This is a genomic window from Sphingobacterium lactis (assembly GCF_051951495.1).
Lineage (GTDB): Bacteria > Bacteroidota > Bacteroidia > Sphingobacteriales > Sphingobacteriaceae > Sphingobacterium > Sphingobacterium lactis_A.
Genome location: NZ_JBNHAS010000004.1, coordinates 75,114 through 100,478 on the forward strand (window position 1 = coordinate 75,114; position 25,365 = coordinate 100,478).

The window sequence follows — 25,365 nt, forward strand, 5'->3', positions numbered from 1 at the left end:
GGGTTGGATTTTTCAAAAAATTAGTAAAAAAGAATTAACAAATGGCGCATAAAATAATCATAAGCGGAGGCGGAACTGGAGGACATATCTTCCCAGCAATTGCCATTGCTAATGCGCTAAAGAATATAGCTCCGGATACGGAGATCCTGTTTGTAGGGGCAAATGGCAAGATGGAGATGGAAAGAGTGCCGGCTGCAGGTTATGAGATTGTAGGATTGGATATCGTAGGTATCAACCGTCAATCGCTATTAAAAAATATTGGTCTTCCATTCAAGATGTTGAAAAGCATGTGGAAGGCAAGAAAAGTTCTTAAAGAGTTTAAAGCAGAAGCTGCAATTGGAGTTGGAGGGTATGCATCGGGGCCATTGTTGATGATGGCTAATATGATGGGCTTACCAACTTTTATCCAAGAACAAAATTCTTTTGCTGGAGTAACCAACAAGAAATTGGGTGCAAAAGCAAAAAGAATATGTGTTGCCTATGAAGGGATGGATCGTTTTTTTCCGGCAGATCGTATTCTGTTAACGGGTAATCCGATTCGTAAATCTTCAGTCGCTATTGAAGGAAAGCGCGAAGAAGCTATTCATGCATTTGGTCTAGATGTAGCGAAACGCACGGTGTTAGTAACGGGAGGTAGTTTAGGCGCATTAACCTTGAATGATTGTATTCAAGCTGGTATACCAGATTTAGTTGCACAAGGTATTCAGGTTATTTGGCAATGTGGAAGTTACTATTACGAGAAGGTGCAAGCAGAAATCGGAGAACAACTTCCGGAAAGCATCAAGTTGATGCCTTTCTTGGAGCGTATGGATTATGCTTATGCAGCGGCTGATGTGATTGTTGCTCGTGCTGGTGCTGGCACCATTTCCGAATTATGTGTGATTGGGAAACCAGTAATATTGGTTCCTTCGCCAAATGTGTCGGATGATCACCAAACTAAAAATGCCATGGCATTGGTGAAAAAGGATGCGGCGATTATGGTTAAGGACACAGATGCTCGAGGAGCTTTGGTAAAAGAAATTATTGCCTTAATGCAAGACTCTGCGAAGCAGGCGCAATTAGGAGAAGAGATAAAGAAATTGGCTTTGCCAGATGCTGATGAAGTCATCGCCAATGAAGTTTTAGAATTAATTAAAAAATAGAAAATGAATATCGACAAAATAAAAAGAGTTTATCTATTGGGAATAGGTGGAATCGGCATGAGCGGATTGGCTCGTTATTTTCGTCGTTTAGGATGTGAAGTAGCGGGATATGATCGTACTTCTACCGAATTGACCAGAGCTTTAGAAGCAGAAGGGATGCCAGTATCATACGATGATAATGTTGCGACTGTTCCTGCAAACTTTCAAGAGCCAAGTGAAGAGACTCTTTTGATTTTCACTCCGGCTATTCCTAAGGATTTGGCATTAAAGGCATTTTTTGTGAATCAAGGTCATGAGTTGTTTAAGCGTTCGCAAGTATTAGGATTTATTTCCGCTAGCCGCTTTACTATTGCTGTTGCAGGAACACATGGTAAAACAACCACCTCGACCATGGTGGCACATATTTTAAAAGATTCAGGATACGATTGCTCGGCCTTCTTAGGTGGTATCAGCAGTAATTATCAAAATAATGTATTGTTCGGAGAGAACAATGTGGTTGTGGTGGAAGCGGATGAGTATGATCGTTCATTCTTGACCTTACATCCAAACATCGCTATTGTGACTTCAGCAGACGCAGACCACTTGGATATTTATGGAGATCCTGAGGAATTGGTGACCTCGTTCAAGTTGTTCTTGGATCGCGTTGTCGATGGCGGTGATAAGATTGTTAAGAAAGGTCTGCCATTTAGCGGCAACATCACTTATTCTCGTGAAGAGCAATGTGATGCTTATGCTGAGAATGTGCATGTAAGAGATGGTGAGTTCTATTTTGATTACCATTCTGCAGACTTAACCATTAAGGATATTCACTTGGGTATACCAGGATTGCATAATGTGGAGAATGCGGTTGCTGCGATTACTGTTGCGAAGTTGTTAGAAATTGATGCAGATAAGATCGTTCAAGCCTTATCGAATTTCAAAGGCGTAAAACGTCGCTTTGAGTTTTTGGTAAGAACGAAAGAACATGTTTACATCGACGATTATGCACACCATCCTGAAGAATTGCGTGCATTCTTAACCTCGATGAAGAAACTATATCCGAACAAAAAATTGACCGTTGTTTTTCAGCCACATTTATTTACTCGGACTAGGGATTTTATCGATGGCTTTGCGGAAGTATTGGGCTTGGCAGATGAGCTTTTATTGATGGAAATCTATCCGGCTAGGGAGCTTCCGATTGAAGGTGTTGACTCGAGTTGGTTATTGTCTAAGATTGAATTGGAGAGTAAACGATTGGTAAGTCCAGAACAGGTATTGGAGATTGTAAAATCAGAGAGCCCGGAATTAGTTGTGACTGTTGGGGCTGGAGATATTGATAAATTGGTTAAACCATTAAGTGATATTTTGAGAAATGATAAATAAGATCAGAAATATCAAATGGCGTCAGGTTGGCTACTTTTTCTTGAGTATAGCAGCCATCGTTGGTGTTGGGATGTTGATGAGCCTTGTGACCAAAAAGGATCAGGTTCAAGTATGCTCGGCGCTAAAGGTAATGGTTCAGGGAAAAGAAACTTTCATTGATCAAAAGGATATCACTGGAATGATTCAAGAAAAATTCGGACGTGTGGTTGGCCGTACTTTGAATGAGGTTCCATTGCATAAAATTGAAACCGAGTTAAAGAAATCACCATACGTGTCCGAGGCTGATGTGCATATTGATATGGATGGTGTGATGCAGGTGAAAGTACAACAGCGTGAAGTTGTTTTACGTGTAATCAATCAAAATGGTCAGGAATACTATGTGGATTCCAAGAATCAAAAGATTCCAGTGACCTTGAAATATGTGCCGCATGTGATGGTAGCCAATGGGTTTATCCGCGAGGGATATAAAAAAGCTTTGGAACCAGTACAAAGTAAACAAGTAAAAGAACTGGTACAGGTAGTGGAAGAAACGAAGTCGGATGAGTTATGGTCCAATCAGATTGTTCAATTATATGTGAACTCGGATTATGACATCGAAATTGTGCCTCGTGTAGGCGAGCAACAATTGATCATCGGTTCGGCTGATTCATTACAATACAAATTGGATCGCTTGGCCAAGTTTTACACCCATATATTACCTAAGGTAGGTACCGATGCCTACTCGAAAGTGAATGTAAAATATGGCGGTCAAATTATCTGTGAACGCAAAGGAGAATGGTTCATCGATAGTTTACAAATGAAGATCAATAAAGGAATTTAAAAAAAGGAAAAAGAGAATAATTTACAGCATCAAACACAGCATATGAAACCTAGAATTGTAGAAAATGAGAAAGAGAATCCAATCATCGTAGGGTTGGATATCGGTACCACAAAGATTTGTGTTACAGTAGGTCGTCGAAGTGGTTCGAATAAGGTTGAGTTATTAGGAGTTGGGAAAGCCGAGTCTGCAGGGGTTAACCGTGGTGTCGTAGCGAACATCCAAAAAACGGTAACGAGCATTCGCGAGGCAGTTGCAGTTGCAGAAGGCCAATCAAACGTGGACATTAAAGTTGTCAACGTAGGAATTGCTGGGCAGCACATCAAAAGTATCCAACACCGAGGCATCCTTACCAAGAACGATGACGATGAAGTTGGACGCATCGACATTGAGCGTTTAATTTCTGACATGTACAAATTGGTCTTGAATCCTGGAGAGGAAATCGTTCATGTATTGCCTCAGGAGTTCACGATTGATAATGAGCCTGGTATTAAGGAGCCGATTGGAATGGCTGGAAGACGTGTAGAAGCGAACTTCCATATTATCTCTGGTCGAGTAACCGATATCAAGAACATTAAACGTTGTGTGGACAATTCAGACTTAGAGGTATCCGAATTGATCTTAGAACCCCTTGCATCATCAGAAGCTGTATTAGATGAAGAAGAGAAAACTGCAGGAGTAGTTTTGGTTGATATCGGTGGTGGTACGACTGACGTGGCTATTTTCCACGAAGGCATTATCCGCCATACTGCTGTAATTCCTTTGGGAGGAAATATTGTGACAGAGGATATCCGTCAAGGATGTTCAGTGTTGCGTAATCAAGCGGAACAATTAAAAGTTCGTTACGGTTCTGCATTGGCAGATGAGAACAAGGATAATGAGGTGATCTGTGTACCTGGTATCCGTGGAAGAGAACCGAAAGAGATTTCTGTAAAGAATTTGGCCTATATCATTCAAGCGAGAATGGAGGAGATTATTGAGCACGTTTATTACGAGATCAAGTCTTCGGGTTATGAAGATAAGCTAATTGCAGGTATTGTGATCACCGGTGGTGGGGCACAGTTGAAGCACTTGGTACAATTAGTGGAATACATTACGGGCATCGACTGCCGTATTGGATATCCAAATGAGTATTTGGCAAAAACCGATATGTTGAACAAACAAGCATTTGATGAGTTGAAGAGCCCATTGTATGCAACAGGTATTGGATTATTGATCAAAGGTATCCAGTCTTTGGAAGAAGAAGAGAAACGCAACGAAGAAAGAACTACGAAAAAAGCGGGCGGAGTAAAAGAAACGACCAAAGAAGACGTTAAAGTAATAGCGGAAGGGCAGAATAGAAAAGAAGGTTGGTTAACGCGATTCTTAGGCGATTGGATTAAAGATGGAGCTGACATCGATGATGACACTTTCATTGGCAAGAAATAATTATCAACATAGCAGTGTTTTTTCCACATTTTAACAAATGTGGAAAACTCTTGTTAAGTATTTGGTAATATTACATTAGAATTGTTGAGTCAAGTTGCGATAACGTAATAGATTGATGAAGAATTAAATAGGATAAATTATATGTCGATACAATTTGAAATGTTAAAGGAGAATTCATCAATTATCAAGGTAATTGGTGTTGGTGGTGGCGGCGGGAATGCTGTTAACCACATGTACAAGCAAGGAATTAGTGGAGTAGACTTCATCGTATGTAATACGGATGCGCAGGCATTGGAGTTGAGCCCTATTCCAAATAAGGTACAGTTAGGAGCAAGTTTAACCGAGGGAATGGGTGCTGGTGCAGATCCTGACGTTGGTGAGAATTCAGCTATCGAGAGTATTGAGGACATCAAGCGTATGCTTGGTACCAATACGAAGATGTTGTTTATCACTGCGGGTATGGGCGGTGGTACAGGTACTGGAGCAAGTCCGGTATTAGCAAAAGCTGCGAAGGAGTTGGGTATTCTAACCGTTGCTATTGTAACTACCCCTTTTACATTTGAAGGTAAGCGTCGACGTATGCAAGCCGAAGATGGCTTGGAAGAGCTACGTAAATATGTAGACTCCTATTTAGTGATTTCGAACGATCGTTTACGTGAGATCTTCGGAAACTTAACGATGACTGCTGCATTTGCGAAAGCGGATGATATCTTAACGACAGCAGCGAAAGGTATTGCAGAGATCATTACCATTCCGGGATATGTAAACGTCGATTTCAAAGATGTGCGTACCGTGATGAACGATAGCGGTGTTGCTATCATGGGTAATGCTGTAGCCAAAGGAGAGCAACGCGCATTAGATGCTGTAACAGGCGCATTGGCATCTCCATTATTAAAAGACAATGAAATTGAAGGTGCTCGTTATATCTTATTAAACATCACTTCCGGTACTCGTGAGGTTACTATGGATGAGGTGGCGATCGTAACGGATTACATCCAAGAAAAAGCTGGTCTTTCAGCTGATTTAATTTGGGGTAACTGTATCGATGAGGATTACGATGAGGAACTTTCAGTAACGATAATTGCAACAGGTTTTCAGACTGCTGAAGAGCGTGTAAAAGAAAAGGAAAAAGAGAAAATCGCTATTCCCTTGACTCCTGAAGTACAAACTTCTGCATTCGTTAAACCAGTAGCAACCAATCAGTTTGTTGATCGTACGGCAAATGAGCCTTCGGCTTTTGTTAAACCAAGCCAACCTGCTGAACCAACTAACAATCCACAGGGTCCACAAGCTGACCTATTTTCAAACAAAGTAGCTAGCTCTGCGCAAGCAAACGCGGTTGAAAATAAAGAGCCTAACTTGATTCGCCATACCTTGGAATTAGATGATAATGCCGATATGGATGAGGTAGAAGAAGATCCAAATCCACATGGATTTGAATTGAAAACTTCAACATCGATGTTTGAATTCAAACTTCCAACAGTATTTGATTCTTACCAAGCAACGGAAGAGCCTCAAGCAGAAGAAGAGGAGTTTCAACCGAAAGCGGAAGTGGAATTAGAAGAAGCAAAGAAAGAAGAAACAAACTTCGAAGATCAATTAATGAAAACTAAGGAACGCATCCTTCGCTTGAAAGAATTGAGTATGAAATTGAAATCTTCAAATGGTCTACAAGAATTAGAGAATGAGCCAGCGTACAAGCGTAAGCAAAAAACCTTGGATGATGTTCCTCACTCTTCACAATCTCAAGTGAGCCGTTTCACTTTATCATTTGATGATGGTGAGACCGAGATTAGACCGAACAACTCGTTTTTACACGACAACGTAGATTAATCTTATCCTATTTAATAAAGAAAAGGGTGGCCTGTGAAGGACACCTTTTTTTATTTATTGGTGTTTGCTTTTTTAATCGCTTGCATTCTAATTTGATTTGGCGCAAATAAAACGGGCGATAAACAGATATTGTAATTTAATGAACAGGATCACGAAGAATTCTTACTATGGCCTATTCCTCAACTTGTTAAAAACTCAAATTTGTTTTGTTTATTGAAAAAAGGTGTTAATTTTAAGGGAGTTACTAAAAATTATCACAATTAAAACTAAAAGTTATGGCAAGTAATGATAAGTTCAAAGAATTAAAGTCTTTAATCGACGGCTTGGAAAATGATGCAGAGAAATTTTATTCCAAAGGGAATAGCGCTGCTGGGACACGTGTACGGAAAGGGTTGCAAGATATCAAGAATATGGCGCAGTCATTGAGATTGGGTATACAGGAGTTGAAAAACAAGAAATAACCTGTTACATAATCTTGTTACACATGAAGCCCACTACTGGGCTTTTTTTTTGTGCCATAATTAGCTTAAATTTATAGCATGAAGAACCTACAGAACCCGATTTGGCTTATGAGCTCAGCCTATGACCAGCTTAGTCAAGATCAACTTTTAGATAGTGCATTAGCTGCAGGAGCCCAAGGTATTGATCTTTGTGTTTTCCGTAAGGATGGTACTCGTCAAGACCATACAGCTACGCACTTGGAATATGAAGATTACGGTCCAGAACAAGCAAAACAAACAATCCAGAAATTTAATGAAAAAGGGTTAAGGCTTTCCCTTGGTGCCTTTGAAAATATGATTGGTGGTGAAGAGTCAGAGCGCGTGAAAAATCAAAACCACCTGCTTAAATTAATTCGTATCGCCCATTTGTTAGGGGGTGATGAGAATGATGTCATGGTTGGGACTTTTGTTGGTTATAACCATGATTTAGGAAATCAGATTGATGGTTTCCAAAAGAATTTAGATGAATACAAAAGGGTATTTGAACCCATTGTGAAATATGCGGAAGATCTTGGGGTGACTATTGTTTATGAGAACTGTCCAATGGAGGGCTGGAGGTCTTCTCGTTATACCAGTACGTACAATAACCTTCCGGGTGTATTGGCGGCAAGAAAGCTCATGTATGCCCTGATTCCAAGTAAGGCTCATGGTGAGATTTACGACCCCTCGCATGATATTTGGCAAAATACAGATCCAGTAGATGTAATTGATCAGATGGATATAGATCGATTAAAGCGCATTCATGTTAAGACGACTAAGATGAATGCGGATAAAGGTTCTATTGAATGGGGTGGAATGTATCCGATGCAATATGTTGATCCAACATTAGCGGCTAAAGCAGGTGTTAATATCCCGCAAAACGATTGGGATAGGCATCATTATACAGCGATGCTTCCAGGTTTTGGAGGAACAGATGATATGGATTGGAATTCATTCGTCGAGATACTTCACGATAGAGGCTTCTCCGGGCCGTTTGAGATCGAGAATGAGGCCAAGAACTCCAAGGACACTCATAACATGGCCGCGATTAACCAAGGGGCTAAAAACACCGTTAATTTCCTTGCGCCACTTTTATGGGAGCTGGGAGAAAAGGGTTATGCCTTTTCAGAACAGAAAGGTTTGAAAGAAATGGAAAGAAAGGATATCCCAGTTCAGACTATCGACAAACTGAAAAAATAACAGATAAAAGAAAAGGAATAACTAAACGTTATTCCTTTTCTGTATTCATTTTGAATAAGGAAATCAAATCGGGAATATTGGTAACACCCAATTTTTCAAATATCCTGCTTTTATAGGTGCTGACAGTGGAAGAGCTTAAGTTCAACCTACTGGACACTTCAATGATTCCTAATCCTTCGATCAAATGCCTTGCGACATCCATCTCACGATTGGAAAGTTTAAATAAAGGATTTAAGCTATCCACCTTAGATTTGCTGGTTGTCAATTTCTGGACATATAAATCCTTGATTGCATCAGACATGTATCTACCGCGTTCAAATATGCTGTTTATGGCATTGGTGAACTCGGTCATGCTTGTCGTTTTATTCACATATCCAGCGGCACCAGCTTCAATATATCGAAGGGCATACAAACTTTCATCATAAGAGGAGAAGACGAGGATTTTAAGGTCATCCTGGATGTCTAAGAGTTCTCTTATAACTTTAATGTTATTTCCGCCGGGCATATTGATGTCTAGGAGCAATAGATCATACCTATTTCTTTTCAGTTCTTCGAAAACTTCATCATAGGTTTGGGCATGCGTAATTTCTACAGCCTTAATGGTTTCTTTAATGGCAGTAGAGACCCCAAGTCTGACAATGATATGATCGTCGGCTATTAAAATTTTTTTCATCGTATTTTTATCTCTAACCGGCATTTTTTCTGCTTTTTGGCTCGGTTTATTCACCAAAAGACAGGGTTTAAATATTCAATTTAGTAGCTAAATAATTTCTTCAAATATAAGGAAAATGTGACAATTCACTTCTCAATAAACATTTTTTTCAAAATGTAGGTTTCAGACTACCTAATATAGCTAATTATTTTCGATAATATTTTAGTATATCAAGCTAAAGCGTTTTTTTTGTGGATTATTTATGTTATTTTTCAGTTACAATTAACATTTTTCACATTTTAAGACTATTAAATCAATGGGATTTTTAAAAGAATTTAAAGAATTTGCGATGCGAGGCAGCGTTATTGACCTTGCAGTCGGTGTAGTAATCGGTGGTGCATTTGGTAAGATTGTTACTTCTTTAGTAGATGATATTATCATGCCTCCGATTGGTTTTATTACAGGTGGAGTTGACTTCTCCAGCATGAAATATGTGATCAAGGCGGCGGACGAAGCTGCCGGTGTTGCAGAGGTTGCAATTACTTATGGTAACTTCATCAACGTGATGATCCAATTTATCATTATTGCATTCTGTATCTTTTTGGTGATCAAAGGTATTAATTCCTTGAAACGTGAGAAACCAGCAGAGCCAGAAGCAGCTCCAGCGCCTACGAAAGAAGAGGCATTACTTGCAGAAATCCGCGATATCTTAAAAAACAAATAAGTCATCCCACAAAATTTAAAAAAGCAGGTTATGGCGGGGATTCCTAAAATAATTTGCTTTTTTTTATTTATTTGGTCTAAAGGTGTTGCGTAATTGTGAAATAAACTTTATTTTTGCATTCCTCTTTTGAGGGATAAATTGATTAAAAGTATTAAAACAAGCATAAAAGCGTCATGAAGAGAACATTTCAACCTTCGCAAAGAAAAAGAAGAAATAAACACGGATTCAGAGAGCGTATGAGCTCAGCTAATGGTAGAAGAGTATTAGCTTCTCGTAGAGCTAAAGGAAGAAAACGTCTAACAGTTTCTGACGAATACCGTCACAAAGGTTAATCGAAGAAGTTGCCGGTGAGGGTGAGACCGTGCTAATTCAGCCGGCTGAACAGTCATCGCAATGAAACAATATACATTCACAAAAGAAGAACGATTATGTAGTAAAAGGTGGATAGACCATCTTTTCCATAATGGTTCTTCTTTTGTTGTGTATCCTTTCCGGGTAGTATTTGCCCAGTCTCCACAAGAATTGCCCTTCCCGGTACAGGTCATTCATTCTGTATCCAAGCGAAAATTTAAAAAGGCCGTCGATCGCAATCGTTATAAAAGACGTATGCGTGAAGTCTATCGTATAGAAAAAGAAAGCTTATACGTACTTTTGACGGAACATTCCCTACATTTGTTTCTTGCAATTCAGTATATCAGCCAAGAGGATATTGCTTTTGCCGATATGCAGATGAAAATGCAACAACTTATAGAAAAACTGAAGAATGAACTTGTTAAAACTAATCTGGGAAAAGGGGATTAAGCTTCCATTGAAGTGGCTTTTCCTGGTGGTTATTCGTTTTTATCAGTTATTTATTTCACCATTCTTGGGTGCTTCTTGTCGATATTCGCCGACTTGTTCGCAATATGGGAAAGAGGCAATTTTAAAATATGGCCCATTTAAAGGGGGCTGGTTAACCATCAAACGGATTGCACGTTGTAATCCATGGGGTGGACATGGCCACGACCCTGTACCTTAGAACATGACAACACCTAGCTTTATCCTTTCCATAGAAACCGCAACACCGGTTTGTTCTGTATCCATTTCTAAAGATGGTGCTCCTTTCGTATGTATAGAAAGTCCTGAGCCCAACACGCACGCTAGTGGATTAACCGTTTTAATTCAAAAGGCCATCGAGAAAGCTGAAATTACGTTTTCCGATTTATCAGCGGTGTCAGTTAGTATGGGGCCTGGGTCTTATACAGGCCTACGAATAGGTGTCTCAGCCGCAAAAGGATTGTGCTATGCGTTGGATATCCCTTTGATCGGAATCAATAGCTTAGAAGCGATGACAGCAGGTTATCAGGCTAATTCTACTCTTGAAGCTAGTCTAGTTTTGTTGTGCCCAATGATCGATGCTCGAAGACAGGAGGTTTATACTGCTTTCTTTGATTTGGAGAAAAACCAACAAGAGGATACTCAAGCCCTTATTGTTGATGAGCAAAGTTTTGATTCCTATTTGGAAAAAAGCTATGAAGTGTATCTTTTTGGTTCTGGAGCAGATAAGTTTGAAGTTTTATTTGCTGATAAGCCGAATGTCCATATTGTTCCGAAATTTGAAACATCCGCGACCTATCAAGATAAGTTGGCTTATGAAAAATTTCAAAAGCAAGAATTTGAGGATGTGGCTTATTTTGAGCCTTTTTATCTAAAGGATTTTGTGGCTACTAAATCGAAGAAGAATCTTTTATCATAACCATCGCTTGCGTTTGAACCATAGGTAAATAATTACAGCCAATAGGAGCATTCCACCCATCACCATGGGGTAGCCGTAGTACCATTCTAATTCAGGCATGTTTTTGAAGTTCATACCGTAAATTCCTACTATAAATGTCAGTGGCATAAAGAATACGGAGATTATGGTCAGCGTACGCATAATCTCATTGGTATGGTTTGATTCGATATTGAAATATATAGATAAGAGTTGTGCTGTGTTTTCCGATATATTTCGATATAAAGTATTCGTGCGCGAATAGATATCCCGTAAGTCCTGGGTATAAATGTTTTGGTATTCAGGCATGTGGAAGTAATCCACAATGTCTTTATAGAGTGTTAAAATAATCCGAATTAAATCTACCTGTCTCTTCAGGTAGTAAACTTTCCGCATAAATGGTTTTCTTCGGTTGTGCAAGAAAACAATCTCCTCATAACTATCTAATTTTTCCGAAAGTTCATTCATAATGAGATCCTCAAAGGATTTGAGTGAGGATGAAACTAAGGTGTTGACTAAGCTTTTGCTGGATTTCAGTTTCTTATTACCCTTGTCTAACTCCATGAGATTGTTTAAAAAGTCGATTTCATTACGGTGTACCGTAATTAGGAAATCCTGATCATAGAATAGGGAAATGCGATTTGTAATGTCGGTTAGGGTATCGGAACTTTCTGGGAAATGGCTGGTTATGGTTCTTAGAATAAGGAAGTGGTAGCTTTCAAATTCTTCAATCTTTGGTAAATGACCAATTTCCAAGCAATCCTTAATAGAAGCATCATTGAGGTCGAACTTTTCTTTTAAATGTTTGAAATCCTCAATGGAAGGATTTGCAATGTCGTACCAATCAAAACCGTTTTCCTCCTTACTTAGTATTTGCCTAACCATAATTTCGAATTAATGATGGAAATTAGGGAGTTTTCCTTAGAAATCAAAGTTCATAAAGATCAATATTCAGGTTGATGGAATTCGGACTGAATGATAATAAATGGAAGATTTGTATAATAAAAAAGGTGCTTTTCATGGAAAAGCACCTCTATTGATAAAATTTCTGTCTGCCTTATTTCTTTGCAGAAGCGTTTTTATCGCTATATTCTTTGTTTAGGGCATCGATTACCTGTTTAGTGATGTCCATGGATGGTTCAGCATAAAGAACGGTTGGGTTAGTTTTAGAATAGGTTAAAACTAATTTGTATCCTTTTTCTTCGGAGTGTTTTTTCAAATATTCCGTAACTGCTGAATATACTTTTGAGAATTCTGTTTGTTCTTCTTGAGCGATGTTAGAAGATGCATTTTGATCCATACGACCTAGGTCACCTTGAAGACGTACAAGACGCTCTTCAGTAGCCTGGCGTTCTGTGGCGCTCATGGAGCCAGCTTTTTGTTGGTATTCTGCTAACTCACGTTGGTAAGCTTGTCCTTTAGCTTGAAGGTCATTTTGTGCTTTTTTTACTTTTGCCTCTAGCTTTGTGCGGACATCTTTATAGTATTGGTATTTTTCAGAAAGAGAATCTGAATTTACATAAACGATTTTTTCTTCTTTAGCTACCTCTTGGGTACTTGTAGCAGGGGTGCTGCTTGCAGGCGTTTCTTTGCTCGCTTGCTGATTACATGAAACGATAGCCGCCGTAGCAACTACTCCTAAAGTCAATTTTACTAATTTATTCATTCTTTTCTTGTATTTCGATTTTCTGAAGAACAAACCTAAGATAAAAAAATGAAAAATAAGTACATCTTGCTTTAAAAGGCAAAAAAAGCCACTTATTTAATGGTTTTTTTTCTATCCATTTCATGGTATTTTTAGGCTCTTAATGTTTGATTTATAAGGTTATTTTTCGTATTTTTGAAAGTTAATCAACAGTAAATTTTAATACATTTTCATGAGCGAAGAAAACAAAAAACCGTCAACGTATTCAGCGGACAATATTCAAGTTTTAGAAGGATTGGAAGCAGTACGTAAGCGTCCTTCCATGTATATTGGTGACACTGGTCCGAAAGGCTTACATCACCTGGTTTATGAAGTAGTCGATAACTCCATCGACGAAGCTGTTGCCGGTTATTGCGATGATATCGTTGTAACCATTCATAAGGACAACTCTGTTTCCGTAAAAGATAATGGACGTGGTATTCCAACAGGGATCAACAAAAAGGAGAATAAATCTGCCTTAGAGTTGGTAATGACTGTATTGCACGCCGGTGGTAAATTTGATAAGGATACTTATAAGGTTTCCGGAGGTTTACACGGTGTGGGGGTATCCTGTGTGAATGCTTTATCAACCCTTTTACGTGCAGAAGTGCACCGTGAGGGTAAGATTTTCTTGCAAGAATATATGCAAGGAAAACCACAGTTTGAAGTTAAAGAAATTGGAACAAGTAATGACACGGGTACAATTGTAACTTTTCATCCAGATCCGGAGATCTTTACGACTACAATCGTTTATAACTATGACACCTTAGCTAACCGTCTGCGTGAGCTATCATTCTTAAATAAAGGTATCCGTCTAACGTTAATCGATGAGCGCGATATTCAAGATGATGGTAGTTTCCGTAGTGATATTTTCTTTTCAGAAGGTGGATTACAAGAATTCGTGAAATTCCTAGACGGTAATCGTACATCCTTAATTCCTGATCCTATTTATGTTGAAGGAATTAAGCAAGGAATTCCGGTGGAATTAGCTTTACAATATAACGACACCTATTCGGAGAATGTTCACTCTTATGTGAACAACATCAACACTATTGAAGGAGGTTCGCATGTGGCTGGATTCCGTAGAGGGTTGACTCGTACGTTGAAGAAATATGCCGATGATTCAGGATTGTTGAAAAATCAGAAGGTTGAGATTGTTGGTGATGACTTCCGCGAAGGTTTAACTGCTGTTATTTCCGTAAAGGTTGCTGAGCCTCAATTTGAGGGACAGACCAAAACTAAATTGGGTAACTCGGAAGTAATGGGCGCTGTTGATGTGGCTGTAGGGGAGATTTTGAGTGCTTATTTGGAGGAAAACCCACGCGAAGCAAAACTGATTGTACAGAAAGTAATTGTTGCTGCTCAAGCACGTGCTGCAGCTCGTAAAGCTCGTGAGTTGGTGCAACGTAAAACGGTTATGGGTGGATCTGGACTTCCGGGAAAACTTGCTGACTGTTCTGATAATGATCCTGCAAAATGTGAGATTTTCTTCGTTGAGGGAGATTCAGCGGGTGGTACTGCCAAGCAAGGCCGTGACCGTCGTACGCAAGCAATCATGCCGTTACGTGGTAAAATCTTGAACGTGGAGAAAGCTATGGAACATAAGATCTATGAGAACGAAGAGATCAAAAATATGTTTACAGCATTGGGCGTTAGTATTGGTACTGCAGAGGATTCTAAAGCATTAAATACTGACAAACTTCGTTATCATAAGATTATCATCATGACGGATGCCGATGTGGATGGTTCGCACATTGCTACCTTACTATTGACGTTCTATTTCCGTTACATGAAAGAATTGGTAGAGCGCGGGTATGTGTACATTGCTACTCCTCCACTATATATGGTGAAAAAAGGTAAGGATTTTGAATATGCTTGGACAGAGGATCAACGATTAGCAGCCATTCAACGACTTAAAGGAGCAGGAAAAGAGGATAGTGTACATGTTCAACGTTATAAAGGTCTTGGAGAGATGAACGCGGAGCAGCTATGGGAAACTACCATGGATCCTGAAAGACGTACTTTACGCCAGGTTACCATTGAGAATGCTGCAGAATGCGATCGTATTTTCTCTATGTTAATGGGTGATGAGGTAGCTCCTCGCCGTGAGTTTATTGAAAGAAATGCTCGTTACGCTAAAATTGATATTTAAGCTTAACTTGTTAAAATAAAGGAAAGGGATGATCAAATGATCATCCTTTTTTATTTGATAAATAGTTGATTATTTGTAATTTGACTCTTAAAGAAGCCTAAGGTTATGAATTCAATTCTGTCTAATAGAAAAGGGATATGTAGTTATTTACTTGTTTTCTTCCTGTTTCTGATAAAGTTAGAAGCTTATGGGCAACCGGTTCATTTTGATGAAAATTCTAGCTTAGAATCCCATCTTGTTGCATCAAGGAATTCAGGGAAATTGATTTTCATTGATATGTATACGGATTGGTGTGGTTCCTGTAAGTGGATGGATGCTGAAGTGTTTTCTCAAGTGAAATTGGGAAAGAGGATGAATGCAGAATTTATCAATGTCAAAATAAATGCAGAGAAGGGAGAAGGTATTGCCATTGCAAAAAAATATTATGTAACTAGTTATCCCACTTATTTATTTTTAGATCATGAAGGCACATTAATCCATAAAGCTACCGGATTTATGGTTCAAGATAAGTTAGTTGAACATCTCACAAAAGCACAAGAGAGTTTGACCTCCAAGGATAACTTGAAAAAACTAACACAGGAATTTGAATCGAACAGAAAAAATTCAGCATTTTTTTATCAATATCTAAAGAAAAGGACCTCTTTGGCTTTAGACAATGCGGATTTGATGGATGAATATGTTTCACTAATCGGAACTCAGGAAGCGGCAAAATTGATCAACCTTCAATTAATAGCCGATAATGCTTCTTTTAATGCGAGAAGCCTAAAATTAGGTCAAGCATTAGATGTTTTGATTTCACGTTCTATTGCCTATGACTCCTTGGAGAATAGTGAAGATGTAGAAACATATGTGCAGATGGCTCAAATGAATTCACTTAACCGAGCAATTGAAAATCGGGATGAAACATTACTTGAAAAAGTTATTAGTTATAATAAATACCTGGACTTGGCTGTTTTTGATGAGGAGCAGGATGATGCAATTCGGCTAAGGTACTTTTATGCCACTAAGAACCCCGAACAGTATAAGAAAATTGCCAGAATCTATTTAGAGGATAAATTACTTAAATTGAGTCAAGACTCCTTATTAAAGTTGGATGGTTTAATCTACGAATCTGTTAAAAAAAGAATGGAAGATCGTTCGAAGGGTAATCTAAACCCTGAACAGAAAAAACATTTATTGACCTATAGACATACACAAACAATAGTAGTAAATCGAGGAATTCTATCAGTTTGCCAGCGTTGGATGGAGCTTGATCCTAAAACCAATGAAATGTCTCAATTGATTAATTGGATCAACTATTCTTTGAAACTAATGGAAATAGATCAAGATTACTATCATAAAATTATTCCTGAAAGCCTCTCCTTACTTGCTAAAATTCATTATTTAAAAGGTGATAGGAGTTTGGCTATAAAGACAAAGAAGGCAGCTATTAAAGCCTTAAAAGCTAGAGATTTTGAAAATGAAAGGGAGCTAGTCCATTCTTGGGAAAAGGAATTATTATCCATGTAGAATCTTTTCTTGAACAAAGACCTTTTTTATATAGAGTTACTGTTAAATTTAAATTAACTTTTAAAACTTAAAGTGCATTTTTGATTAAATTAATTTCTAATTAATATACCGTACTTATTTTTGGAATATCCAATTGGATATTTGAAAATTTTAAAAGTATGGTCTATAAGCTTGTGTTATTATGTTTAATGTTGCTAGTTATTATTGTCAGCATTAAAGCCCAAGAACAAGAGCAGATTGAATCAGAAATATTGAATGATTTGGAACTATCGGAAGCAGATGAAGATTATGCTGAACGTATAGACGAATTAGCATTTTTAAAGGACAAGCCATTAGATTTAAATCGAGTAAATGAGGAAGAACTGAACCAATTGTTTTTTCTAACTGTAGAGCAGGTTTTGGCTTTTTTTACTTATCGCCAAAAAGCAGGACCTTTTTTATCAATCTATGAACTTCAATCTATACCTGGATTTGATCTGCACACTATAAATCTCATTTTACCGTATGTGAAAATTTCTTCAGCACAGGATGTGTCGAAGGATATTTGGGAATTAACTAAGTCGAGAGGTAGTGGGTGGGTTATGGGAACATATGGACGTATTCTTGAAAATCAAGAGGGCTATATCCGTCAGGGAGATGCTCGCTTACGTTATTTAGGATCAGCAGATAAAACTGCTGTTCGATTCAGGTGGAATCAGAAAGACAAGTTATTGCTGTCTTTAAATTTGGAAAAGGATGCTGGAGAGCCATTTTCAATGGATTCCGGTAAACTTAGTTTTGATCACTATTCAGGATCAGTTTATTATCGTGATTTGCAGAAGGGGAAACACTTGATTGTTGGTGATTATCATGTGCAATTGGGTCAAGGCTTGATGATATGGACAGGATCTCAATTTGCAAATCGAAATAGTCTAGCTCCAGTTTTACAGCAACCAATTGGTATAAGACCCCATACGGGAATGATGGAGAGTAAGTACCTCCGAGGTGCGGCAGGTTCTTGGAAAATTGGCGCACTTACTTTAGTTTCTTTTCTCTCTTACTTACGGCAAACTGGAAGAATTGAGGAAGTTGAGGATGGAAGTCATTATATCCGAAGCATGCAAAGCAGTGGTTTACACCGAACAACTACAGAATTAAAAAATCGGGCTTCTTATGCTGTTTCTCATGGCGGAGCTGCTGTCATGTATAACCTTTCAACACTTAAGGTTGGTTTGGGAGTTTTGCATATGGAGCTTGACAAGCCCTATTCTCCGCCGATTAGAAAATACAACCAAAATAGATTCCGAGGAAGACAGTTAAACCAAGTGCAGATGAACTATCAATACAACTGGAAAAACCTGTTGTTTTATGGTGAAACGGCACATAGTATTGGTTCTGGTTGGGCGAATTACCATGGGGTAAGTGCTGCCTTAGGACGCGCTTATTCCTTAAATATTCGGTATAGAAATTATGACGGGAACTACAAACAAACTTATGCACAGTCTTTTCAAGCACATGGGAATTTGGGCAATGAAAAAGGTTTTTTTGGAAGTTTCGGTTTTCATCCAAATAGAAAAATCAGTTGGATTAGCAGTTTCGACTATGTGAAATTTGATCAGCCATTATATCGGGTTGACTTACCAAGTGCTGGATACCTCCTTCAATCCCAATTGATGTATTCTTGGTATAAAAGGGGACATGTTCGATTTCGATATCAATACAAATGGTATCAGCAGAATTTTTCTGCCTCTAAAAAGAATCTCTCAGGTTTGGCAAATGCCTTGAGGCAGCAATTTAGAATTCAATTTCGATATCAATTAACAGAACGATTAGGAATTGCGAATCATCTGGAGGTGAAATTTCATGGGAAAGATGCAGAGCAAAATCAGCAAGGATTTTTGGTTTACCAAGATGTGTCATGGCGTGGGTTGAAGAATTCATGGCAAAGCAATTTTCGTATTTCCTGGTTTGATGTAAATGGTTATGATGCGCGCATTTTTACTTATGAACGCGATCTACTTTATGCTTTTTCTTTTCCCTCCTTTTATAGACAGGGGTTTCGCACATACCTAAATCAGAAATGGCGAATTAGTAAAAACCTTGATTGTTGGCTTCGTTATGCTTTAACGTGGTATCCCAAGGAAGAGTCAATTGGTTCAGGATTAGACAAGATTATTGGAAATAAAAAATCAGATATAAAATTTCAAATTCGTTATCAATGGAAATAAGAGAAGATGGTCAATCCGTACTAAAAATGCGGATTTTTATAGTGCTATTAATTAATCTCATAGCAGGAATTATTGTTGGTAGTTTTGTTCAATGGAACATTTCTCTCCAATTTGTTTTGTTAGGTTTAGTCGGGATTTTATTGGTTCTTGTAGGTATAAGAAATAGGGGAAGTGGACAGTTTATTAACGATAAACTGCTATTAATAATTCTATTTATTTCTTCCATGTTGGTCATGAGTTTGCAGATGCCCAAGCAGCATGAATTAGAGATCAAAGAAGGAAATTTTGTTGCGGAGGTGGTTTCTATTCCTACGCATACGGATAAGCAATTACGCTGTTTAATGCAAGTAAAAAGCGCATCCGATGGCAAAATTGAGCATGAAATTAATTTAAGGGTACTTGGAGTTTTTTGGAAAGATGGGGCTGATAATCTAGCCTTACATATTGGTGATAAAGTACAGGTCAATGGAAAATTGAAAGCCATGCCTCCAACTTATAATCCTCATCAATTTGATTACAGCAAATATATGAGAAATAAGGCCGTCTATTACTCCTTGGAGGGGCAGGTTTCAAAAATGAATCTATATGCTAATGGTAGTGTTTGGAATTTTCTCCGAATAACCAAAGGTTGGCAAAAGCAATTCGTTCATAAATTTAGCAACTACATCAAAAATAGGGATGCACTTAATATGGCATCTGCAATTGTGCTTGGATATCGAACGAATTTCCCGGGTGAACTAACCAAGATATTTAGTGGTACAGGAACTATTCATGTATTAAGTATTTCAGGAATGCATATCGGTGTAGTTTTCGGATTCCTGATGTTTTGTTTGGGATTTATGCACCGATTGCCAAAGGGTCATGTTATGCAGTTAATTGTGATACTTTTATTGGTTTGGATATACTCAAGTATTGCTGGATTTGCTGCACCTGTATTGCGAGCAGCAATTATGATCACGTTGATTTCATTTGGACGATTACAAAACAAGTTTATCTTTTCCACGAATATACTAGCAGCAACAGCTTTTTTTATCCTGCTCTTTGATCCTCATATGCTCTTCGATATTGGGTTTCAACTTTCCTTCACTGCTGTATTGGGTATAACACTATTTTATCCTTTATTATCTGAATGGCTACCAAAAACAAATTCCTTTTTCATGCCTGTGCAGAAAGCCATATTCGTGTGTATTTCGGCTCAGATTCTGACAACACCACTTACCTTATATTATTTCAATCAATTCCCGGTTTATTTTCTAATTGCCAATCTCTTTATTGCTATCCCATCAACGTTGCTAGTTTGGGCAGGTGGAGTTTTGATGATTAGTCCCATTGAGGATGTGAATAATGGGTTGGGTTTATTTATGGAATATACCTTGAAATATAGTGTTGCAGTTCTTTCTTGGATTGAAACTTGGCCATTTGCAATTATAAAAAACACCTTTATGAACCTTATGCTCGTGGCAGGTTGTTATCTTACTTTACTTCTCATTCTTTCCGCTGCATATCATCGAATGAAAAGCTATATCATCTTCGGTTTAATAGGCTTATTATTCATTATAGTTTATGCCTTGTTTCAACGGATTCATGATATGCGATATTTTGGATTACACATCTATAATGTGCAAAGAAATATCGCTTTTAGCTATATACAAAATGGTGAAGTATTGGTATTTTCCAATAAGGATTCCATTGGTGATAAAAGTTTACAGTATTCCATTTCAGGCGACCTAGATCATTATGCTGATAAAGCCAATCAGCGGTTTGTATCCTTGAAAGATATTCAAAAGTCTCCGATTTATATTGGAATTGATCCTAGGATTCAAGTTCAGGTAGGCGATGTAGACTCTCATGATTTGCAAATTCCTTGAAAGGTTCTGATACTCCGCGAGAATGGAGAATTTAATGAACATGTGCAAGTTGAACTGGTTATTTTAGATGGTTCAAATTCTTGGGAATATATAGCTAATTGTAGCAGGCGGTTGGATTCTCTGAATCAACCCTACTATATAATGAAGGATAATTTTGCGTATGTTTGGGAGAGAAAAATTCATGGAGCAAACAAGTTTAGCCATATTAAAACAATATTGGGGATACGATAGATTTCGTCCATTACAGGAAGAGATTATCCATGAGGTTTTATTGGGTAAAGATACCCTCGGTTTGATGCCCACAGGAGGTGGCAAATCTCTTTGTTTTCAGGTTCCTAGCTTGCAAATGGAGGGAATATGCATTGTTATTTCACCCTTGATAGCTTTGATGAAGGATCAGGTGGAGAATCTTCGTAAAAGAGGCATTCAGGCGGTCGCTATTTATTCAGGGATGACTTATCGGGAAATCGATATTACCTTGGATAATTGTATTTTCGGTAATATCAAGTTTCTGTATTTATCTCCTGAAAGGTTGTATTCCGACTTGGTACAAGAGCGGATACGGCACATGAAGGTTAACCTATTCGCAATTGATGAAGCGCATTGTATTTCACAATGGGGTTATGATTTCAGACCACCATACTTAGAACTAACAAAATTAAGAGAACTACAACCAAAAGTGCCTTTCTTGGCATTAACAGCTACTGCGACGCCACGTGTCGTTCAGGATATTCAAGAGAAATTAGGTTTTCGAGAACAAAATGTATTCTCTAAGAGTTTTCGTCGAGAGAATTTGGCCTATATGGTTTTTGAAGAGGAAAACAAGATGAATCGCATGCTACGTGTTATCAAAAAAATGGGTGGTACCGGAATCATTTATGTTCGAAATAGGAAGGAAACACAGGAGGTTGCTCGTTATTTGTTGAATCATGGCGTACCTGCGGATTTTTACCACGCTGGTTTAAATATGCAGGAGCGGATGAAAAAGCAGGATGACTGGACTCATAACAAAACCCGAGTAATTGTTGCTACGAATGCTTTTGGGATGGGGATTGATAAACCCGATGTTCGATTTGTTATTCATTTGGATATTCCTGATTCCTTGGAGGCTTATTACCAAGAAGCAGGTCGCGCAGGACGAGATGAGAAGAAGGCATTTCCAGTCTTGTTATATGACCAATCCGATAGAGAAAGACTTTGGGAGAATTTAGAAAATGATTTCCCTGGCATTCCTTTTATTCAACAGGTTTACCATCATGTCTGCAATTATTATCAGATAGCTTATGGAGCAGGGAAGGATCAGGTCTTTGATTTTGATTTGGTGGATTTTTGCAAACAGTATAAACTGGAGGTGTTAAAAACTATCAGTGCCCTTAAGTTTTTAGAGAAGGATAAATGGTTAACAGTGAGCGAAGCAGCATATATTCCTTCTCGTTTTAAATTTGAAGTTGACTATCAGGAGCTTTACAAATTTCAAGTGCAGAGTGCTTTTTTTGATCCTTTGATAAAAGCAATTCAACGTTCCTATGGTGGTACATTTGATTTTTTTGTTCCTTTAAATGAATTTGAATTAGCCAAGAAGATTGGTAAATCATATGAAGAGATTGGTAAAATGCTGAAGCTAATGCAGCAACAGGAAATTGCCACTTATATTCCTAAAACTGATGCAGCTCAATTGCAGTTCTTACAAGCACGAGTAGATTATAAGAACCTGTATATTGACAGTCAGTTTATAGCTTCTCGACGTGCATTCCGGGAGGAACAATTAAAAGCCATTTATCAATACTTAGATGAGAAAGTTTGTAGGAGCATTTCCTTACAACGTTATTTTGGTGAACAAGATGTAGAACCCTGTGGTCAATGCGATCTTTGTGTAACAGCAGCCTATAAAGGAGATGTATCTGCAAAGGTTGAAAAGGAGATACAGGAAATACTCATTGCTCAACCATTAGACATTCATGAGCTCATGGACCGTTTAACCATAGGAAAAGAAGAGATACGAATAAAAACCCTTCGTAACTTAATGGATAAAGGACAAATTCGATTAGAAAATGGTATCTATTCATGGATTGTTTTTTAAATAAATAGATCCAAGCTGTTTATTGCTCCAGATAACGCTGTATTTCCCCTTAAATCAATTAGTTGTTGCGGAAAAGTTCCATTGATTACTTTTTGTTTTGTCAAAAAAAGTGATAACTTTAATATCAACCAAATAAACTTTCTATGGAACAATTTATTATCTATTTGCCTGCAGCATTAGCTGTTTTAGGCTTGCTCTTCATGCTTGTAAAAGCACAATGGGTAAATAAACAAGATGCTGGTGATAACCACATGCAGACGATTTCCAAGAGTATTAAGGAAGGTGCTATGGCCTTCTTAAAAGCGGAGTATCGGATTTTGTTCATCTTTGTTATTATTGCCTCCATTGCCTTATTCTTTGTGTCAACAATTGTAGAAACGACGCATTGGATTATTGTGGTTGCTTTTATCTGTGGGGCATTCTTCTCAGCATTAGCTGGAAACATTGGAATGCGCATTGCGACCAGTGCTAACGTTCGTACTACCCAAGCGGCAAGAACGAGTTTGCCACATGCATTAAAGGTTTCTTTTTCAGGTGGTACAGTAATGGGCCTTGGAGTAGCAGGACTAGCAGTATTAGGATTGAGTATTTTCTTTTTATTGTTCCTCAAAATGTTTGTTACCGAGGGAGGTAACTTCACCAATGAAATGACCGTTGTCCTAGAAGCATTGGCTGGTTTTTCTTTAGGGGCTGAATCTATTGCTTTATTTGCTCGTGTGGGAGGGGGTATTTATACCAAGGCGGCTGATGTTGGAGCAGATTTAGTTGGAAAAGTAGAGGCTGGTATTCCAGAGGATGATCCTCGTAATCCAGCAACTATTGCCGATAATGTTGGTGATAATGTGGGCGATGTGGCTGGTATGGGAGCTGACCTTTTCGGTTCTTATGTAGCGACTGTTCTTGCATCCATGGTGCTAGGAAATTATATCATCAAAGAAATGGCCGAGTCTACTGGCACAGTTTATACAGATGCATTCAATGGTATGGGACCAATTCTATTACCAATTGTAATTGCCGGTGTAGGTATTTTAGCTTCGATATTAGGTACTTTTTTAGTGAAGGTGACGAGTAATGATGCCAAGGAAGCTCAAGTACAGAAAGCCCTTAATATGGGGAACTGGACTTCCATTCTCTTGACGGTTATATCTTGTTATTTCTTAATTCAATATATGCTTCCTGAAGTTATTCATATGAAATTTTTCGGAGAAGGCTATAAAGAAATTCCTAGAATGAATATCTTTTATTCCACTATAGTGGGATTGGCAGTAGGTGGATTAATATCTGCTTTCACGGAATTTTATACCGGTTTAGGAAAGAAGCCAGTTTTAAATATTGTACAGAATTCATCAACAGGTGCAGCAACTAATATTATTGCAGGTTTAGCCACTGGAATGAAGTCTACGGCTTCTTCGGTATTGTTATTTGCCTTAGCCATTTGGGGTTCTTATACGTTGGCAGGTTTCTATGGAGTAGCTATTGCAGCTTCAGCTATGATGGCTACTACCGCGATGCAATTAGCCATTGATGCCTTTGGACCAATTGCAGATAATGCAGGTGGTATTGCGGAAATGAGTGAATTGCCGAAGGAAGTACGTCAGCGTACGGATGTATTGGATTCCGTAGGGAATACTACTGCGGCCGTAGGAAAGGGGTTTGCAATTGCTTCAGCAGCATTGACCGCACTAGCTTTATTTGCAGCCTATGTGACCTTTACAGGTATTGATGGTATTAATATTTTCAAAGCCGATGTATTGGCAGCTTTGTTTATTGGAGGTATGATACCTGTTGTATTTTCTGCTTTAGCGATGCAGTCAGTTGGAAAGGCGGCAATGGATATGGTGAATGAGGTGAGAAGACAGTTTCGCGAAATTCCAGGAATATTGGAAGGAACCGGTAAACCAGAATATGGAAAATGTGTGGATATTTCAACCAAGGCTGCATTACGTGAAATGATGTTGCCAGGAGCGATTACGATTATTACTCCAATTATTGTTGGTTTTGTTATGGGGCCAGAAGCTTTAGGAGCCTATATGGCGGGTGTTGCGGTATCAGGAGTATTATGGGCAATCTTCCAGAATAATGCTGGTGGAGCTTGGGATAATGCTAAAAAATCCTTCGAAGCAGGGGTTATGATCAATGGTGAAATGACTTTTAAAGGTTCAGAAGCACATAAGGCTGCTGTAACAGGTGATACTGTTGGAGATCCCTTTAAAGATACCTCAGGACCTTCCATGAATATCCTAATCAAGTTAACTTGTTTGGTAGGGTTGGTTATTGCGCCAATTTTAGGTGGCCATGGTTTAACAACAACTGCTAAAAAAGAGAAAGAAGTAAAAACCGAAAAAGTGGTTATGCTGAATAAGGATCAGAAATAATTAAGATCCAAACAATATAAAAACACCGTATCGAATTATTCGATACGGTGTTTTTTTTATTCATTCAAATTAAGGAATTCAAAATATAAAGGACCCTTATTCT

Annotated in this window: 21 protein-coding genes; 18 read left to right on the forward strand and 3 right to left on the reverse strand. The window is 38.3% G+C overall.

Annotated elements, in window-relative coordinates; all coding sequences use genetic code 11:
* Nucleotides 1-41: 41 nt before the first annotated feature.
* The 7 genes from murG (at nt 42) to ACP6L2_RS14505 (ending at nt 8,261) form a co-directional block, all read left to right on the forward strand.
* Nucleotides 42-1,142 (forward strand): undecaprenyldiphospho-muramoylpentapeptide beta-N-acetylglucosaminyltransferase, encoded by a 1,101-nt coding sequence (murG, locus tag ACP6L2_RS14475; protein WP_440510043.1) that lies wholly within the window; start codon nt 42-44, stop codon nt 1,140-1,142.
* Between the two features lie 3 nt (nt 1,143-1,145).
* Entirely contained in the window at nt 1,146-2,504 is a 1,359-nt protein-coding gene (gene murC, locus ACP6L2_RS14480; protein ID WP_440510044.1) for a UDP-N-acetylmuramate--L-alanine ligase, read from the forward strand.
* Entirely contained in the window at nt 2,494-3,324 is an 831-nt protein-coding gene (locus ACP6L2_RS14485) for a cell division protein FtsQ/DivIB (protein ID WP_440510045.1), read from the forward strand. The genes murC and ACP6L2_RS14485 overlap by 11 nt, the downstream gene beginning before the upstream one ends.
* A 42-nt stretch (nt 3,325-3,366) precedes the next feature.
* Nucleotides 3,367-4,749, forward strand: a complete 1,383-nt coding sequence (ftsA, locus tag ACP6L2_RS14490) for a cell division protein FtsA (RefSeq protein ID WP_344673538.1) — start codon at nt 3,367-3,369, stop codon at nt 4,747-4,749.
* A gap of 141 nt (nt 4,750-4,890) precedes the next feature.
* Nucleotides 4,891-6,582, forward strand: a complete 1,692-nt coding sequence (gene ftsZ / locus ACP6L2_RS14495; RefSeq protein WP_440510046.1) for a cell division protein FtsZ — start codon at nt 4,891-4,893, stop codon at nt 6,580-6,582.
* 275 nt (nt 6,583-6,857) lie between these two features.
* On the forward strand, nt 6,858-7,043 hold the full coding sequence (locus ACP6L2_RS14500; protein WP_344673540.1) for a histone H1: 186 nt from the start codon (nt 6,858-6,860) through the stop codon (nt 7,041-7,043).
* 78 nt (nt 7,044-7,121) lie between these two features.
* Entirely contained in the window at nt 7,122-8,261 is a 1,140-nt protein-coding gene (locus tag ACP6L2_RS14505; RefSeq protein WP_440510047.1) for a sugar phosphate isomerase/epimerase family protein, read from the forward strand.
* A 28-nt stretch (nt 8,262-8,289) separates the two neighbouring features.
* On the opposite strand, the gene ACP6L2_RS14510 is transcribed toward ACP6L2_RS14505, so the two are convergent.
* Nucleotides 8,290-8,934, reverse strand: a complete 645-nt coding sequence (locus ACP6L2_RS14510; protein ID WP_344673542.1) for a response regulator transcription factor — start codon at nt 8,932-8,934, stop codon at nt 8,290-8,292.
* Nucleotides 8,935-9,229: 295 nt separating this feature from the next.
* On the opposite strand from ACP6L2_RS14510, the gene mscL reads away from it, so the two are divergent.
* The 5 genes from mscL (at nt 9,230) to tsaB (ending at nt 11,372) form a co-directional block, all read left to right on the forward strand.
* The gene (gene mscL / locus ACP6L2_RS14515; RefSeq protein ID WP_440510048.1) at nt 9,230-9,637 is read left to right on the forward strand and encodes a large-conductance mechanosensitive channel protein MscL; all 408 of its coding nucleotides are present in this window, start codon (nt 9,230-9,232) and stop codon (nt 9,635-9,637) included.
* Nucleotides 9,638-9,810: 173 nt separating this feature from the next.
* A complete protein-coding gene (gene rpmH / locus ACP6L2_RS14520) occupies nt 9,811-9,969 on the forward strand; it encodes a 50S ribosomal protein L34 (protein ID WP_075991291.1) in 159 nt (52 codons plus the stop codon).
* A gap of 61 nt (nt 9,970-10,030) precedes the next feature.
* Nucleotides 10,031-10,438, forward strand: coding sequence for a ribonuclease P protein component (locus tag ACP6L2_RS14525; RefSeq protein ID WP_440510049.1), 408 nt, complete (start codon nt 10,031-10,033; stop codon nt 10,436-10,438).
* Nucleotides 10,401-10,655: a membrane protein insertion efficiency factor YidD gene (gene yidD / locus ACP6L2_RS14530; RefSeq protein ID WP_344673545.1), complete on the forward strand. Its 255-nt coding sequence runs from the start codon at nt 10,401-10,403 to the stop codon at nt 10,653-10,655. The genes ACP6L2_RS14525 and yidD overlap by 38 nt, the downstream gene beginning before the upstream one ends.
* 3 nt (nt 10,656-10,658) lie before the next feature.
* Complete coding sequence (tsaB, locus tag ACP6L2_RS14535) at nt 10,659-11,372, forward strand: tRNA (adenosine(37)-N6)-threonylcarbamoyltransferase complex dimerization subunit type 1 TsaB (protein WP_440510050.1); 714 nt, start codon at nt 10,659-10,661, stop codon at nt 11,370-11,372.
* Here the strand turns inward: tsaB and ACP6L2_RS14540 are convergent.
* Nucleotides 11,367-12,272, reverse strand: a complete 906-nt coding sequence (locus ACP6L2_RS14540) for a magnesium transporter CorA family protein (protein WP_440510051.1) — start codon at nt 12,270-12,272, stop codon at nt 11,367-11,369. The two genes, tsaB and ACP6L2_RS14540, sit on opposite strands and share 6 nt — an antisense overlap.
* Nucleotides 12,273-12,444: 172 nt before the next feature.
* Nucleotides 12,445-13,053 carry an OmpH family outer membrane protein gene (locus ACP6L2_RS14545; RefSeq protein ID WP_440510052.1) on the reverse strand — a complete coding sequence of 203 codons (609 nt, stop codon included), beginning with the start codon at nt 13,051-13,053 and terminating at the stop codon, nt 12,445-12,447.
* A gap of 211 nt (nt 13,054-13,264) precedes the next feature.
* Here ACP6L2_RS14545 and gyrB point away from each other — a divergent pair, with 211 nt between their 5' ends.
* From gyrB to ACP6L2_RS14575, 6 genes are all read left to right on the forward strand, one after another.
* Entirely contained in the window at nt 13,265-15,223 is a 1,959-nt protein-coding gene (gene gyrB / locus ACP6L2_RS14550) for a DNA topoisomerase (ATP-hydrolyzing) subunit B (protein WP_344673549.1), read from the forward strand.
* Nucleotides 15,224-15,328: 105 nt separating this feature from the next.
* Complete coding sequence (locus ACP6L2_RS14555; RefSeq protein ID WP_440510053.1) at nt 15,329-16,732, forward strand: thioredoxin family protein; 1,404 nt, start codon at nt 15,329-15,331, stop codon at nt 16,730-16,732.
* Nucleotides 16,733-16,920: 188 nt separating this feature from the next.
* Nucleotides 16,921-18,939 (forward strand): ComEA family DNA-binding protein, encoded by a 2,019-nt coding sequence (locus ACP6L2_RS14560; RefSeq protein ID WP_440510054.1) that lies wholly within the window; start codon nt 16,921-16,923, stop codon nt 18,937-18,939.
* Nucleotides 18,930-20,807, forward strand: coding sequence for a ComEC/Rec2 family competence protein (locus tag ACP6L2_RS14565; protein WP_440510055.1), 1,878 nt, complete (start codon nt 18,930-18,932; stop codon nt 20,805-20,807). Before ACP6L2_RS14560 ends, ACP6L2_RS14565 begins: the two co-directional genes overlap by 10 nt.
* 181 nt (nt 20,808-20,988) lie before the next feature.
* A complete protein-coding gene (locus tag ACP6L2_RS14570; RefSeq protein WP_440510056.1) occupies nt 20,989-22,887 on the forward strand; it encodes a RecQ family ATP-dependent DNA helicase in 1,899 nt (632 codons plus the stop codon).
* 143 nt (nt 22,888-23,030) lie between these two features.
* Nucleotides 23,031-25,262, forward strand: coding sequence for a sodium-translocating pyrophosphatase (locus ACP6L2_RS14575; RefSeq protein ID WP_440510057.1), 2,232 nt, complete (start codon nt 23,031-23,033; stop codon nt 25,260-25,262).
* Nucleotides 25,263-25,365: the final 103 nt, after the last annotated feature.